The organism is Pedobacter cryoconitis, from assembly GCF_001590605.1.
Taxonomy (GTDB): domain Bacteria; phylum Bacteroidota; class Bacteroidia; order Sphingobacteriales; family Sphingobacteriaceae; genus Pedobacter; species Pedobacter cryoconitis_A.
Map to the genome: position 1 here is coordinate 3,384,773 of NZ_CP014504.1, position 16,451 is coordinate 3,401,223.

The 16,451-nt window shown below is 35.4% G+C and carries 10 protein-coding genes and 1 pseudogene; all 11 read right to left on the reverse strand.

Going from position 1 to position 16,451, the window contains the following annotated elements:
- Positions 1 to 1,114: 1,114 nt before the first annotated feature.
- Positions 1,115 to 1,741: a DUF4254 domain-containing protein gene (locus tag AY601_RS13940; RefSeq protein WP_068402125.1), complete on the reverse strand. Its 627-nt coding sequence runs from the start codon at positions 1,739 to 1,741 to the stop codon at positions 1,115 to 1,117.
- A 290-nt stretch (positions 1,742 to 2,031) separates the two neighbouring features.
- Positions 2,032 to 3,228: pseudogene (locus tag AY601_RS26370) on the reverse strand (IS256 family transposase).
- A gap of 117 nt (positions 3,229 to 3,345) precedes the next feature.
- Positions 3,346 to 3,765: a BlaI/MecI/CopY family transcriptional regulator gene (locus tag AY601_RS13955; protein ID WP_068402128.1), complete on the reverse strand. Its 420-nt coding sequence runs from the start codon at positions 3,763 to 3,765 to the stop codon at positions 3,346 to 3,348.
- 89 nt (positions 3,766 to 3,854) lie between these two features.
- Positions 3,855 to 4,424 carry a D-sedoheptulose 7-phosphate isomerase gene (gmhA, locus tag AY601_RS13960; RefSeq protein WP_068402130.1) on the reverse strand — a complete coding sequence of 190 codons (570 nt, stop codon included), beginning with the start codon at positions 4,422 to 4,424 and terminating at the stop codon, positions 3,855 to 3,857.
- A 143-nt stretch (positions 4,425 to 4,567) separates the two neighbouring features.
- Entirely contained in the window at positions 4,568 to 5,551 is a 984-nt protein-coding gene (gene rfaD / locus AY601_RS13965; RefSeq protein ID WP_232324599.1) for an ADP-glyceromanno-heptose 6-epimerase, read from the reverse strand.
- Positions 5,552 to 5,581: 30 nt separating this feature from the next.
- Positions 5,582 to 7,051: a PfkB family carbohydrate kinase gene (locus AY601_RS13970; RefSeq protein ID WP_068402132.1), complete on the reverse strand. Its 1,470-nt coding sequence runs from the start codon at positions 7,049 to 7,051 to the stop codon at positions 5,582 to 5,584.
- Between the two features lie 236 nt (positions 7,052 to 7,287).
- Positions 7,288 to 9,744 carry an outer membrane beta-barrel protein gene (locus AY601_RS13975; RefSeq protein ID WP_068402134.1) on the reverse strand — a complete coding sequence of 819 codons (2,457 nt, stop codon included), beginning with the start codon at positions 9,742 to 9,744 and terminating at the stop codon, positions 7,288 to 7,290.
- Positions 9,745 to 9,824: 80 nt separating this feature from the next.
- Entirely contained in the window at positions 9,825 to 11,165 is a 1,341-nt protein-coding gene (locus AY601_RS13980; protein ID WP_068402136.1) for a M56 family metallopeptidase, read from the reverse strand.
- A gap of 286 nt (positions 11,166 to 11,451) precedes the next feature.
- Positions 11,452 to 13,122, reverse strand: coding sequence for an aminotransferase class III-fold pyridoxal phosphate-dependent enzyme (locus tag AY601_RS13985; RefSeq protein ID WP_198163527.1), 1,671 nt, complete (start codon positions 13,120 to 13,122; stop codon positions 11,452 to 11,454).
- Positions 13,123 to 13,578: 456 nt separating this feature from the next.
- Entirely contained in the window at positions 13,579 to 13,947 is a 369-nt protein-coding gene (locus AY601_RS13990; protein ID WP_068402140.1) for a hypothetical protein, read from the reverse strand.
- Between the two features lie 6 nt (positions 13,948 to 13,953).
- Positions 13,954 to 16,377 (reverse strand): penicillin acylase family protein, encoded by a 2,424-nt coding sequence (locus AY601_RS13995; protein WP_068402142.1) that lies wholly within the window; start codon positions 16,375 to 16,377, stop codon positions 13,954 to 13,956.
- Between the last annotated feature and the right edge of the window lie 74 nt (positions 16,378 to 16,451).

The following is a 16,451-nucleotide window of genomic DNA, read 5'->3' on the forward strand; positions in this document are numbered from 1 at the left end:
AAAGTTCTCTGAGGCCTTTCGGTTTCCATTGTTTGTTTCCTTTTGCCCGGTACAGAACTTTTGAAACAACTTGTACGCCAAACTGCCGCTTTAAAAATGAAATCGCCCAGGATTCCCTTTGAAAATTTACCTGTTAAACTTCCCATAATAAATAAATGCCTTTCCACCAATGTAAGCCATTAGCGTTAAAGATTATCCTGATGCGTAAAAAATGTCCGTAATTGTCCGCAGCGGTCTGCAATTGTCCGCAGTTGTCCGTGCGTTAGTCCAATGGAAAATTATAATTTCATTAATCTTCAACTAGTTATGGTTTGGTTGTGCCTGAGTGGTGGTCGGGGTGACACCAGGTTGTAAACGGGCTGTAAGCATGGCAGGTCTAAGTCATTTCAACTAGTTGTTTTGACTTGGACTTGCCATGCTCTCGCGTTACTTTAGCACTGCTCTTACCCTAACGAGTACCCGACCAGTACTCGGACAGTATCCGGGCAGTATCCGGGCAGTATCCGGCCGATATAGCTTTATTAGTTAGCTATTTTGAATTTATTTACGAACAGCCCGGCCTTGTTTCGGCTGAGTCATTCCCATGCAAATGGAAAGCTTTCAGCGCAAATTCCAGAGGCATAAGAGCATCCGTGACAGCAAAGACTTTCTATTGAGCGTATCAAAAATTTATGCTTAAAAAAGAGACTGCTCCACAAGTTTATGACTTGATCCCAGTTATCTGCATGATTTACAGCAACTTATAGGGCAAGAAAAAGCCGCTCCTTTTATCAAGAAACGGCTTTTTTAATTAGTGGGCCATGATGGGCTCGAACCATCGACCAAAAGATTATGAGTCTTATAGACTCTTTTAGTATATCAGGGTGCAAATCACCATTTCTGTTCAGCAAAGCTCCAATTTAGGCATTTTTTATAATCTGCAAAATAGTCACGTAACATATAAGTAACACTAGCTAACAAGCAATTGTGGCTTTTGGTATTACATTATTAGCTATGGTTTTATACCTCTTGTAAAATAAGATCCGCAGAATGTATTTTTCAGCATCATATCTGAGCACTTTCAAGAAATAAAAAAGCCTCAGGATATCAGGAGACTTGTGGACCCAAATGGGCATTACTCTAAGTTATTTACTTTCTTTCTGTTATTCATGTACAATACCGGATTTAAATTTTCGTCATTATACATTTTCATTTGTCTGTATACCTTCATTCGTTTTACCCCCGTTTGTATCTCACCGATCAAATCATCTAAACAAATCATCAAATCTGAATGCTGTTCTTTCAATATCACCAGTTTATCTCTACAGCTATCAAGATGTTTAATTGAGATATTGGTTCTAAGAGTTTCTTCATTCATATGATAAATTTTCAATGTAAGAATAGATACTCTATCAATAAGCCATGCTGGACTTTCAGAATTCATTTTTGCATTAAACTTCAGGTCTACATCATTGTATTTATAAAAGAAATGATCATCTATCATTTCAACTGTATCTGTACGTTCCTGATTCGACTTGTCAATTCTTCTCTTCAGATCCATTCCATCCTTTAAATCGATAGCAGGGTTACGAATAATATCTTCCATATGCCATTGCACAGTATCTATCCAGCATTTCTTGTATAACAGGTATGATAAAGAGCCTACCTCATTCGTGGTATACATTGGCTGTTCAATAGTATCTAAGATATGATACTGATTTATAACAGTATCAAATATCTGGTCGCATAATTTACTTACCATATTTCTATAATTAAATTTTTGAATGATTTACATAATGATTCCTGTCAAACTGATTTGTCAGAAATTTTTATACTTTATTATAATTATGTAGGGAATAGTTCTAAAAACTATAATTTGAACCGCATAGGCGATCTAGTTCAACTCAAAATACAGACGCATCTGATTGTTGAACAAATAAATATTGAGATTGAAATAAAAAAGGATATCAATTCACAGTAGAAATATCTTATATGTGAATTATTTTAAATATACTATGAATAATTTTATGTAAATTATCAGTGATATTTAATTTAAAGGAGACATCTATTTTCAAAAATAATACTAAACTGATTAATAATTTTACCCCAATCTCTGACAGGCATCGTCCATTTTTTCTGAATATTCATAACCGATAAATAAACTGCCTTGAGTGCAGCCTGATCGTCAGGAAACAAGCTTTTGGATTTGGTGAATTTCCTTATACCGCTGTTCAGGCTTTCAATTACATTGGTGGTATAAATGATTTTACGGATCTCCAGCGGAAAGTCAAAATAGCTGGTTAGCTCATCCCAATTCTTCCCCCAGCTTAATATGGCATAGCCATATTTACTTTTCCATTTGGCTGTAAAGGTATTTAGGGCTGCTCTGGCGGCTTCTTTATTCACTGCTCCATAAATCAGCCGAAAACTCCTTACGTTCTTTCCAGACTACATATTTACAACTATCCCGTATTTGATGTACGACACAAAGCTGAGTGATCGCATCTGGAAACACTTCGGCAATGGCCTTGGTGAAGCCGGTGAGGTTATCTGTGCAGGCGATCATGATGTCGTCTACACCCCTTGCACGTAGGTCTGTCAGCACACTTAGCCAGAAAGATGCACTTTCGGCTTCGTTAATCCACATGCCCAGGATCTCTTTCAGACCATCGTTTCTAAGGCCAATGACCAGATAAATACACTTGTTAACCACCTTTCCGTTATGGCGAATCTTGAACTGAATGCCGTCCATCCAACAGGTAAAATAAACAGGTTCCAATGGACGGGTTTACCATTCTTTGATCATCTCCAGAACTTTTCCTGTAACAGTAGAACCCGCACTTTCAGAAATCTCGACCCCATACATTTCGCGAATCTGGTCTTCAATATCACGGGTACTCATCCCACCGGAATACATACCGATAATGCTTTGTTCAATCTGCTCGCTCATGCGTTGGTGCTTAGGGATCAGCTTCGGTTCAAAGCTTGAATTACGGTCGCGGGGATTGAAAGCACTACATCCCAAAGAGTTTCGCTCTTGACCTTCTTACTGCTAAAACCATTACGGGAATTACCGCTGCCGCGGCCCTCAGGAGAATGCTTTTCATAGCCCAAGTGCTCATCGAGCTCACCTTGAAGCATCTCATTGACTCCTTGTTTGAACATTTCCTGAAAGAATTCCTGGAATTGTTCCTTGGACTTAAACTGCTTGAAAAAGTCCTTTGGCAAACCTAACTTGTTCTCTTCCATATCACTGTACTTAAAGTTCTGAATTTCTTTAGAAAGAAAGAAGTCTATCTTTCTAATCCTTCAAATACAATACGGTTGACCCGACCTACTTTTTAGGTTTACACAAAATTCAAGACACTACCATTTTAAATTTTCACCTTTATTCTTTTCCAGGTTACTTAAGATGTTTTTTATAGATTGTAATTCTTCATTTGACGTTTTATCGCCTCCAAGTAATTGCATAATCAGTTTACTTGCTGATCCCTGATAAATAGTTTTTAAAAAATTATCCAATAAGTGACCTTTAGTCTTTTGCTCTTCTTCTACTACATGATAAATATGCTTCATCTGACTTTCATCTCTCCTCAGTATTCCCTTATCTGCCATGATTTGCATCAATTTTAAAGTAGAGGTATAATTAACCTCACGCACTTCATTGATACAACTATTAATTTGTCTGACAGTAGAAGGACCTGATTTCCAAAATACCTGAAGTATTTCGATCTCTCCTTTGGTAAGTTCGTTTTTCCGATTTAAGCTTTCATGTTCACTTTTCATATTCTAAAGATAGGAAACAATTCGTACGAAAAACTATTTATTCATAAATTCTTGCAAGTAAGACTTGAATTTATAATGAGTCTGTCATTCTAAAATAGAGATTCAACAGACTCACATAAGATATGTCCAATCAGAATGTGCATTTCCTGTATTCTTGCTGTATTTTTATGATTGATATTTATATTTATATCACATAAAATATTAAGCTTCCCCTCCTCATTTCCAGACATTCCAATTATGATCAATCCTTTATGCTTTGCAATTTCCACAGCTTTTAAAATATTAGGACTATTTCCACTTGTGGAAAATGCAATTAAAACATCACCATCGCTACCCAATGCCTCTATCTGCCTTGCAAATATCTGTTCAAACCCATAATCATTACCAATTGCAGTCAATGCTGAGGTATCTGTTGTCAGTGCTATTGCTGGAAGTGCTATTCTCTCTTTACAAAATCTTCCAGTAAATTCTGCAGCGATATGCTGGGCATCCGCCGCACTGCCTCCATTCCCAATTAAAAGTAATTTCTTACCTTGTTTAAAAGCGTTACTAATCTTTAGCCCAGCTGTGTTAATATCAGAGATCGAATTAGCTTTCAGGCAATCTAATGCCTTTACATGATCTAAAATTGAATTATTGATTAAGTTAATAAAATTCATTCCATTTGTTTTCTAAGATTTGAAAATAGACTATTACTAATAAAAGTGAGTTCAGGATAAGGAGTACTCGCATATGTTTTATTGATTCTACCCACTGAAAAGTTTACCATAACTGACAGATACATAATCACCAAGTGATTATGTTAATAATACTCTCCAGGTATCAAATAATTCTCAACATAATCCTTAACTCCTTCTTCTACAGTATAAAATCTATCTTTATAACCAGCAGCCCCCAATTTTCTCATATCAGCTTTAGTATAATATTGATACTTATCCTGCATATTCACTGGCATTTCAATATATTTTATATTCGGATGACGTGCTATGCTCTCGAATGTTGACTCAGTTAGATCTTTAAAACTTCTGGCATTGCCAGTACCTAAATTATATAGTCCATTACCGGCCGAATCGTTTATCATTAGCCAGTAAATAACTTTCAATATATCTTTTACATAAATAAAATCCCTTACCTGTTGCCCATCGCTAAAACCAGGATGACAAGATTTAAACAATTGTACTGTTCCACTATGATTGATTTGATTAAAAGCATGGTAAACCATACTCGCCATCTTTCCTTTATGATATTCATTGGGCCCATATACATTAAAAAACTTTAATCCAATCCATTTCGAAGGAGTTTTTTCCTGCTTTAAAGCCCACTTGTCAAACTCATTCTTAGAAATCCCATAGGGATTTAGTGGTTTTAGTCCGAATACTTTTGTATGATCGTCATTAAATTCCTGCTCATTCGCCCCATAAGTGGCAGCTGAAGAAGCATATATCAATGGAATATTCTTATCCGTGCAATATTTCCAGACTCTTTCCGAATATTCAACGTTAAAATATTCATGTACCCGATAATCAAATTCAGTTGTATCTGTTTTGGCCCCAAGATGTATGAAACAACTGATTTTATCATTAAAAGTGGCAAGCCAGTCAAAAAAAAACTCTCTATCAATTCTCTCCAGATATTTCTTATTCTTAAGGTTATTCTGTTTAGCCTCAGCACTGAAATCATCGACCAACAGGAGATTCTCAAAACCTTCTTTATTTAAAAAGCCAACTAAGCAACTACCAATAAATCCGGCACTGCCAGTCACTACTATTATTTCTTTTTTTTTCATAATTCACTTTAATATGCTTTACAATGAGTATCAGGCAAGTTTCAACCGATCAATTTCGTTTATCTTCTGTATGGTTAGCGTAGTAGATCTATTAGGAGAAAATGGAAGAACAATGACCTCACCTCCTAACTTCTCCACAAACGAGGTTTCTGACAAGTTTTCCCTGGTATAATCCCCTCCTTTTGTGTACACATCCGGTGATATCATATTAATCAATCGTATAGCCTCATCATTTTTGTCATCTCCATAAGAAATAATATGGCTGACAGATCCAAGACCTGATAGAACTTCAATACGATCCTGGAGTTTATTGATAGGTCTTTGAGCTCCTTTTATTCTTTGAATACTTTCATCTGTATTAATACCTACAATCAATATGTGTCCAAGTTCTCGTGCTCTATTAAGAAAATTAACATGGCCGCTATGAAGCAGATCAAAACAGCCGTTGGTGAAAACTATCTTTTTCCCCTGCGCTTTGTATAACTCAACAATATATTGAAGCTGATCAGGATCTGCCAAATATTTTTCATTAATTGACAGGGCTGCATTTAATTCTTGATGAGTGCAATAAGCTGTAGTTCCTTTACTAATAGCCACGGCGGCGGCGGCGGCAGAAATCTCAGCAGCAGCGGGAATTTCTGCTCCTATGTATATAGCTAGTGTAAATGCACTAAAAAAAGCATCTCCAGCGCCAGCAACCTGAATATTGGAGGGATGGTGTGCAAAACACCTGTACTTCATTTCATCTTCAGAGAAGATGACAGCTCCATCTTGATCCAGAGTAACAGCCGTAATTGCAGATTTGGTGTTAAAGAATATTTCTTTTCCCAAACCATTTATCTGCTCTACCCTATTTGTATACTGTTTTTTGACCTTAAGCAGGTCTACTAGCTCAAGATAATTCGGTTTTACTATTGATGGAGAAAGTGTCTGGAAAGCCTCCAGACGTTTAGAATCAATGGCAATAAACTTTTTTTCCTGCTGATTAAGTTTCCTCAGAGTAGAGATAACAAGTGGGGTAAGTAATCCCTTATTATAGTCAGAAATGACAATAGCATCATGCAAATAGTATTGTTCATGCAGCAATTTGATAAATGATTGCTCAAGATCTTCACCAATACTAAACTCTGTCCCGCTATCAAATCTGACCAATAGTTGAGTACCAGCCATTACTCGCGTCTTAACATTGGTAATCTGTGATTTATCCTGTAAAATATGGGGATTGATATTATGTCGCCTAAGTATTTCAATGGCTCTGTCTCCCTCATCATCAGCCCCTGCAATACTACAAAAAGTCACATTAGCACCAAGGCATTTGAGATTGATAGCTGTATTGCCCCCCCCCCCGAGAGCTGTTGAGCAAGATAGTATATCTACAACAGGAACAGGAGCCTCAGGTGCTAAGCGTGTACTTGCCCCTTTTAAATACTTATCAAGCATGAGGTCCCCAATTATTAATATTGATGGGTTGACAAATTTTGAAATAAGATGTTTATACATAAATATATAATTAAAATTGAATAATAATAAGTCAGGATTAATTAAACAGGTATCCTCGGATACAGATAGCCCAATTGCACAGACAGAAACTTGCAACCATGACTAACCAGTCATTACAACAGCACGGGCAGCCATGACTAGTAAAGAAACTAATTCAGATGGATGGAGTAGGCCTGACTTTGATGAATGGAACAGGCCTGATTAAGATGAGTATTGTGTACTATAACTATTATTGATTATTGTTTTACACGGTTCATTTCGTTTTCAGCTCCCTTAATCTCATAACGAGATTGATTAGAATTAACTTTACCAAAACGAAAACTAAGTGTCAGCAGCCCCCTTCTGGAATCCCCCAAATTTCTATAGCTGGCGTTTGTTAAATTTAGATTGTTAATTTCACCACTATTGATATTAGTATAAAAAATATCACTTATACTTAATTTTAACGATGCCCTAGGACTAATTTTCTTAGACACGCCTGCATTTAATCCCCATTTACTTCCATAAACAAATTGTGCCGAGGTAATTTTTGTTTGGTAATGACCATCAATCTGTATGTTCCAGTCACTAGGGAGCTTAAAAGAAAACAGGCCCTGCAGATATCCATTGGTTCCTTTTGTCTCCAGAAGTCCGGTATAAAAATTACTTTTCGAATGCACAAATGCTAATTCACTATAAAACTGAAAAGCCAACCATTTTGTTGGATCAAAGCCTGCATCTAAAGAAATACTCGTAACATTTGTGCTGCTGATATTACCAGGCCTACTATAATAAATCCCATCAACAATTTCAATAGTCTCACTCGATTGATCTTTTGTATCGCTATAGCTGACAGTAGCTGTTATTTTCTTTTTATAAATATAACTTAGTTCAACTTTATTGGAGAATGAGGGCAGCAAATATGGATTTCCTACCATGTAGGTAAACTTGTCAAGCGGCGAAATAAATGGATTTAAATCCTGATAATAAGGCCTGTCTATCCTTCTTCCATAATTAAACCGTAATTGGCCATTTTCCAGACTGTCCAATTTGTATAGTAGAAAAAGTGTTGGAAACAAACTAGTGTAGCTACGTTTGAAAGAGGAATCAGGTTTCATGATATTTCCAAGCTGATGGCCATTGGACACCGTGTTTTCCAAACGCAATCCCATTTGAATACTAAGGCTGCGAAAATCCTTATTCAAATTCAAATAAGCACTATTGATATTTTCCTGATACTTGAATCGATTAGTCTTATCGTAATCTACATAGGTAATATTCTTCAATATTGAAGAATAATCAGCAATATTATCTGTCTTTGTATAACTAGCCTTAATCCCTCCCGCCAGTTTCAAGCTTTCTGATAATGGATGAGTGTAATCTGCCTTTGCCGAATAAATTTTAATATCAGAGAATAATAGCCCCTTTAAGAGTTCGTCAGATTTAAGTATTCCATCAGAAGAATAGTTTTTATTGTTAAAAGATTGGTCATTGTTAGTTCTATAAGCAATGTAATCCAGGTCAACGGCAAGATCAGGCCCCTTTTTCTTAAATTGATGTCTGAAATTTAAATTTACACTTCCATTCTTAAATTCACTACTTTCTCTGTTTTTGGCAATGGTTACGGAATCTGGTACATAGTTTACATTACTAAAATTACTCGTATTAAGAATATTACTTTCAGGATACCTTAAGAGTCCTCCAAGCACTATTCCCCAGGTGGTTTTTTCAGACTGATAGTAATCTGCACCTAATGTAGAATTGAATCCATAACCAGTTTTACGAACGTTCGACAATTGGTCAAAATTAGAGTTGATACTTCCATCTGCATTTTTATACGTTCTTAAAATAGTCAGGTCAGCAAATCCGTTACGATTCATATATCCTGCATTTCCAAAAACATTAAACTTATTGTTTCTATAATTAAAATCAAGACTATTATTTGTTGAAGTATATTTATGCTGACCTAAACTTAGATTAACGCCAATATTGAATCCTGATATCTTTTGCTTCTTAGTTTTTATATTTATTATCCCTGCGTTACCAGTAGCATCATATTTAGCCGGAGGATTAGTCATAATTTCGATCTGGTCAAGCGCAGATGAAGGAAGAGATTTTAAGTACCCCTCCAGGTCAGAACCTGATAAATAGGTTGGCTTATCATCAATAAATATAACCACACCGGCTCTGCCTTTTAGGCTTATGCTCCCATTCTGATCTACTCTTACTCCTGGCGACTTTTCTAATACATCAAGTGCAGTGGTTCCTGCATTACTAATCAACGCATCTACATTTACAACAGTTCTATCTATTTTTTGCTCCACAAATGATTTTTTCTGAACGATATTAACTTCATTTAATTGTATTTTTTTTTCATTCAGCACAAGGTCCTCCAACTGGATTACAATATGCTGCGTATCAATCAAGATCAAAGTTTTATATGGCTGTCTTTCGCCCATATAACTCACAAAAATTTCATAGTGGCCATAATTAATTCCTTCAAAATTATACTTCCCATTTATCCCAGTAAGTTCCAGTTTAGCTATAGAAGAATCTTTTTTTGACGATAATGCAACGTTAGCCCCATCTAAAGGATTGCCCTTTGAATCTATAACCCTACCTGATATTTTACCTGAACCTGTCTGTGCATTCAAAGTATTTGGGAGAAAAAACAGGCAAACTAATGCCAATAACAGTATCTGTAAAAATTTCATGCTTAAGTTTTAAGTAGTAAAAGGGCAATATCAATCCTACCCATTTTTGATAGGTAAGCAAATTGAAAATCAAATATTAATTAGTCTATAGAAACGGATTTCGTAAAGCTCAATTTTCGATTGGGGTCCTTGACATACATTTGCATCACTCGTTTATGAAGCGTTTTAGACTGTTTTATTCCATCGATAAATAATCCTTCATTCGTAAGACGGACTTTAAAGTTATTCTTGTTTTTAATCAACCCTCTATGCATTAATTCGGCAATTAATTCTTTAGCTGAAACACGCTCTACATTATTACCCCGGTATGCTAACGGAGAGCTTTTGGAAATAAACAGCTGATGACTATCTTCTGTATTAATTGATGTTTTCACTGAAAATGCCATCGTAACTAATAAAGTACTTAGCAAACATAAGGTCAATATGATTCGTTCTATATTTTTCAAAGAAGAATCAGGAACCCCAGCCAATCTTTTTACCCTGTTCAAAAGTTCAGCACTATTCCTTTTGAAAGCCATACTCAAAGCAGGAACTGGAGCCTGATATTCTTTACAGCTGACTATGGCCTGTATATAATTAATTTTATTATTAGTCTGTTTAATCGTAATATCATCGCAACAATTTTCCCGTTCAACTTTGATTAATGCAGAAACCCATAGAATGGCTGGATTAAAGAAAAACATCACTTCCATCAAAGTTTGTAAAATATTGACTAAAAAATCATTTCTACGAATATGAGCAAGCTCATGTATCAGCACAGCTTCAACTTTATCTTCACTCAGTGCATTAACCAGTCCGATAGGAATAAGAATAAAAGGTTTAAAATGACCTATTACCATAGGGACTTTAGCAAGCTCCGACTCAAATAGGCTGACAGCTTGTTTAATATTCATTTCGCTGCACAGTTGTTTGATTTTTCCTTGCCAGTATTTCTCAACGGCATAAATCTTTTTTTTCCGAAGATGATATATACTGTTGATCCCCATCATCAGCTGCACACTTTTTGCACAGACTATAAAGAACCAAAAGAGTACAACATTTTTTTTATACACCTTGAAATAATGCAATATAAGACCTGAAAAATCGATAGACTTATTTGCGCCAGCATAATGTAACTCTGTTTCAAAACCATTTTCACGTATGGGCGTTACTTCTTTTATATATCCAATCAACCCTTCACTTTCGTCTGTAGAATTATCCAGCTGAGCAATAAAAGTTACACAAGTAACAAATCCAGCTATAAATAATAATCCGACTAAAATAGTATAACGTAAGTTCGATGAAAGTTTTTTGCCAAAAATGGCTAGGCAGCCGATTAAAACACCCAAAATAGCTCCCTGCCAAACTGAATGCAAAATTGTATTCCCTACCGCCTGAATGATCTGATCATTTAATTCAAAATCTACATAACCTAATTTCATATCCAAAGATTTATTGAGTATCCTCTTTAAATTTAACTAAAATCATCTCACCACAAATGAAAATGTTTATCCTAATATCTGGTAAGGTCAACAATGAAGGTCTTTAACATCTTAATGATGACAATTTAAAGGTAAGAATTTTTTCGTACGAAACAAGGGGGAAACAATTATTATTTTCCAGATCGCATAAAAAAAATTCAATACTTGGCTATAAAACACATCTTATAGTTAAGAAAACAGTACCCTTATAAGATAAAAAGAGCTTTCATGTAATTTAAAAGAAATCCTAAAAAATTTTAGTTGTAAATTTCATTTTAAAAAGTTTCCATCTCTTTGCCTGATTTTGCTTTAATCCGATCCAAAAAAAATAAAGCGGATGGTAGGAAAAAACCTTCGAAAACCCTTGTAAGATATGGTTTATTTCGCTCTCCCTAATATTTAGAGGAGGCAGCAATCTGCCAAAAAGACAAAAGATATTTGCTTTGGTGTAAAACAAATAGGTTAATACAGCATTCGAGCGTTCATATCCCAAATAGCTAAATGGAAATTTTTGTATCGCGAGATTGATCCTCAGATGCAGTCCAAAAGCATCTACCCCGGAAAGCAAAGGTGATTGCTGGATTATTGCTGGGAAACCAGCAATAAGTATATCTGTACTTCTTTGAATGTTGTCTTTAATATTTTCCTTTTCAATTGCCTCTAAAAATTTAATAGCTATATGGGCAGTTAACTGATTCACATATAATCTTTCTAACTTATTAACGAGATTACCATTTTTTATTTTTGCATTCTGATAAACCTCCTCAGAAATAGCAGTAAATGAAACTGGCAAGATCATTCCACTAAACGCTTTCGCAAAAGTGATAATATCAGGTTGTAATAAATGGCTATTAAAGCTTAGAAAATCACCTGTCCTATATATCCCATTTAGAATTTCATCTGCACCAATAAGATATTTATAATCAGTTTTATGCAAATTCACCAGATCAAGAAGACTCTTTTCTAATGACCTTAAGGAACGTCCTTGTATAATTTCCATCCAAACCAAGGCAATCTCACCTGATGTTAAAATCTTTCTTAATTCATCACGGGCATTTGGCTGATTTGCATTAAACTCAATTACATGTTCATATAAAGGTTTGAAAAACTCATGATTTCCACTCGTAGAATTTAATGAAACCAACGTTTTCCCACCAAAATTACCACTAAAAATCAGAATCTTCTTTTTACCAGGGTTAGCCATTAAAGCCAATGTAATACCTGCTTCAACAGCTGACGCACCACTTACACCCTGTAATAACCTTTCCAAACCAGTAGCTTCAGTAACCTTTTTGTTTAATAGGTTTAAATAATCCACATCATCATCGTGTTTTTTTACAATCTGCAATAGGATATCAGACCTATTATGTCCAAGAGTATTACATCCACTTCCACCAACACAATCTAATTTAAGATGTTCATTCTGATCGTTTCCTGGTTGAAGAAATGCTCCTTCAGCCTTATCGAAATAGAGATACGGATGAATTACTGAAAATTGCATGGTTGTGAATGCATTCAAGTGGTTTCTAGAAACTTGTTGTCTGAATTCAACGGATATTTCAATCTTATCCAAAACCTCTTTGTACTTCTCCGATTTTTTAAAAACCGGAAACATCCCTTCCATACAATCTTTTACATAAGAAAGTACCATGCCGTTACCACCAAAAGTTGATGAATGGGTTGAACAATGGGAAATATTGTTCCAGACTTTGAATATTTCATGCTTAGTAGAAAAAGCACCGAACGGAACTTGGAAATTCGTAAAAACTTCTCCCCAAGCAACAATATCAAAGTTTTCTATTACAGATTCAAGTAATCCTTCCGCATTTATTTTTTTTATACGGGATAAATCAAGTATCGAGATAATGCCATGTTGTTTACAGACATCAGAAAATAAACGATATTTATCCCCGGGCATTTCAGTAACTGAACAGATCACAATCAGGATCTCCCCCTTTTTAATTTCTATAAGGAAATTTTCAAAATCTGTCATTGTTAGTACTCCAGGTAATAATTCATTTTCACCAGATACTGCCCATTGACTAAAATAATCCTGGTAATAATCTTCAGCATCAAAAACCAGGACCCGGCCGTCGTAATCATGTTTTTTTTCCTGCCTTATGAAATGCCGTGCTAGTTTAATAGCTCCATGTACTGCTTCGAAATGAGAATTGCAAAAAAAACTGTGATATTGCGCCTGCTTTCTAAACTGATTTAATATTTCATTCAGCATGTATGCAACCTGCACATCTTCTTTCATCATCATATTCAATGGAGAGAGAAAGCTCGGAGACTTTTCAATCACTCTTTTTTCAATGTGGTCTAATATGCGTTGATCGGCTTTTAGGAATGAGTGAAAATTATTGTTCATATTTTATAGTTTAAAACCAGATTTGTTATCGATGACCATTAATTTGCCGATATATAGTGATAAGCCACTCATTAATCCCCCTATTATTCCAGAAAACAACAATGCATAGGAAGTATAAACAGCACCAAACCTTATTGCTAAAAGTCTATCTGAACTGAAGTGAAAATAAAGGTTAGCGAAAACCCAGATTAAAAATCCCGTTATAAAGCCAACGGCAAAACATGGAACTACCCATTTTTTAAGACTGATAAAAATTCCTATTATAAATATTGGAATAACAAAGGTCCACCATGGAAATACCTGTATTAACTTTGTCCCTGCAATCGCAACGACGATCATAGCTACTGTTTTAATAAAATGTTTCTTATTCATTGTTAATTATTTTAAATTCCAGCATACATTACCGGGAGCACTGGCTTCACCTATAGACAGGTAAAAATTTAAAGGATAGTAGACCTCCTTATTCCAATCTTTCACAAAATCATTATAGTATTTCACTCCAGAATTTCCGGATTGCCCTCCTGGATAAATTCCATAGGCTTTTGGACGATCACCAAGCTCTACAATCATTCTCCAGGAAGGACCCCAGGTCGAAGAAATTGCATTAATTGTTTCTGGATATCCAGCGGATACCAGTTTTTGATCACTTAACTGATCAATCTTCAACATATGATTGATATTGACATGATTATGGTCACCCCAAGTAATACTTCCTTTCTTTTTCTCCAAATTATATTCCTTCAAGGCTGCGTTGAAAGCATTTCTAACCACAATATTCCCATCCTCCCTTGCTGAAGTACTAACTATATCAAAATATAAATTCTGCGGGTCTTTTTGAAGAAGGTCGAGTAAAATATGATCGTCGGGCACTTTTGAATTAAATGAGTAAGCTTTTAACTCATCCCATGTATAATCTTTAATATGATTCCACCATAAATAAAAAAATCCGGCATTTTTATCCTCTAATGCATAGGTCCCCTTCCATTTGGATAAATCATGAATAGTGTTAAGCTCGTCATTAGATAACTTCCCCCGGTTAACTATACGGAGTAAAACCGGCAAGGCTTCTAATGCAAAAGCGCTTGTATTATCTAACTGTATCTGTTTCATCTTTTCGATGTCAAAAGCCTTTTCTGAGCTTAACAATTGTTTAATCCGTTGTGCCCTGTTTTCCACGAAATATCCATTATAATAATAAGCATAATGACTATTGGTGGGATGTTGATTAGCAGAGATAATAAACTGAGATAATGGATTGAGTACCTGTGGCAGACTATCATACGGAATATACTTTTCATATAAATGTGTACTTTTTGTACCATCCAGAAGAAACATCCCCTGGCCACTCCATTTTACCGGAAGATTACCCTGATGAACAACCGCTATATCATTTTCTTTAGAAGCGAAAGTAAAATTCAAAATATTACTTGTATAATATCTGATTGCTTTTTTGTAGTCATTATAACCATTGGCTTTATTCAGTTTAATATAGGCTAGAATGTCGTTAGATGGCATTTGCAACTGCCATCTTAATGCATAGTTTACAAGATCAGGTTGTGATGCTGTATACTTTCTATCACTTACGACAGGGCCATGCAAAGTATGGTATATAGTATCATTCAATGTCTTCTGATCTCTGATCTTAATAGGTTCCACATGATAGTCCAGTTTTAACCATTTCCCATCGAATTCATAGCTTTTATAATTATCAGTGATTTTCAATTTATACCAATCTTTGACATCATCACTCCCATTTGTAATTCCCCACGCTATATTATTATTAAAACCTATGATAATTGCCGGAGCACCCGGCACAGTCACTCCATATACATTAATGCCTGGTGCTGAAAGCTGCATTTCGATCCAGGTTGCAGGTAGAGATAATCCTAAATGAGGATCATTACACAGTATTGGATGCCCGGAAACAGTTTTCTTTCCCGATACTACCCAACTGTTACTACCTAACCTCGGGTCATAATCACTCTTAGCTATGATAGAACTGCTAGAAATAAAAGAATAATCAAGATATGCAGGTTTATGAATATAGCTTAGCGCTTGATTATTTTTAATCAGGCTATCATTAATTAATGGACTAATATGTTGATTCATACCTGGGAACAGCATATTAAATTTTTCCTCACCCAGTGCCAGTATCAGGTTAGTTATATTTAAATCCTCTTCATATCCAGATAACATACCAGACATATTCTTCATAATCAAAGCCGTTTTCAAATTCGTCCACTGCTCAGGTTTATAATCAAGCAATTTATATTCAAGTGGAAGCAGTCGGTTTCCCAAATTATTTATAAAAGCGTTAACTCCCCTAGTATAAGCAGACAGTACCATTTTTGTTTCCGGATCTTTTTCCATTAAAGTCAGCGATGCCTTCGCAGCAGACAACATACCAATCCTTCTTTGTTTCCGATCATAATCAACAAATCCATCTTTAAATATTTCTGATAACCGACCAGCAGCACTATAACTTATAAAATCCATTTGCCAAAGCCTCAGACTTGCAGTAATGTAACCCTGAGCTTGATAAAGATCTTCCATATTCTTCGCATAAATATGTGGTACCTTACGCTTATCAAAATAGATCTTAACTGAATCTTTAAACAGGGAGCCCGTGTGAATCATCTGATCAGTCTCCAGACTTTCATCTCTTTCATTCTGCACAACACCAATAAATGGGTCTAGAAGCTTACCCAGTGGGGGGTATTTAAAAAATGAAGTGGATAAAGCAAAAATTAGAATGCCTAAAGCAACCAGAGGAAATATAAAATTGAAGTTGTTTTTTTTCATTAGAATATATTTGTTTTTTATCGGCGATGCCCTCCACAAGGGGGGCTTTTTTGGAAACTATCATTTCATGAGAA

Coding starts and splice junctions, on each gene's coding strand:
- gmhA (WP_068402130.1), bottom strand. CDS start 4,424: ATGAATTTTATTAACTTAATCAATAATTCAATTTTAGATCATGTAAAG.
- AY601_RS13940 (WP_068402125.1), bottom strand. CDS start 1,741: ATGGTAAGTAAATTATGCGACCAGATATTTGATACTGTTATAAATCAG.
- AY601_RS13990 (WP_068402140.1), bottom strand. CDS start 13,947: ATGAATAAGAAACATTTTATTAAAACAGTAGCTATGATCGTCGTTGCG.
- AY601_RS13980 (WP_068402136.1), bottom strand. CDS start 11,165: ATGAAATTAGGTTATGTAGATTTTGAATTAAATGATCAGATCATTCAG.
- AY601_RS13975 (WP_068402134.1), bottom strand. CDS start 9,744: ATGAAATTTTTACAGATACTGTTATTGGCATTAGTTTGCCTGTTTTTT.
- AY601_RS13955 (WP_068402128.1), bottom strand. CDS start 3,765: ATGAAAAGTGAACATGAAAGCTTAAATCGGAAAAACGAACTTACCAAA.
- AY601_RS13970 (WP_068402132.1), bottom strand. CDS start 7,051: ATGTATAAACATCTTATTTCAAAATTTGTCAACCCATCAATATTAATA.
- rfaD (WP_232324599.1), bottom strand. CDS start 5,551: ATGAAAAAAAAAGAAATAATAGTAGTGACTGGCAGTGCCGGATTTATT.
- AY601_RS13985 (WP_198163527.1), bottom strand. CDS start 13,122: ATGCCCGGGGATAAATATCGTTTATTTTCTGATGTCTGTAAACAACAT.
- AY601_RS13995 (WP_068402142.1), bottom strand. CDS start 16,377: ATGAAAAAAAACAACTTCAATTTTATATTTCCTCTGGTTGCTTTAGGC.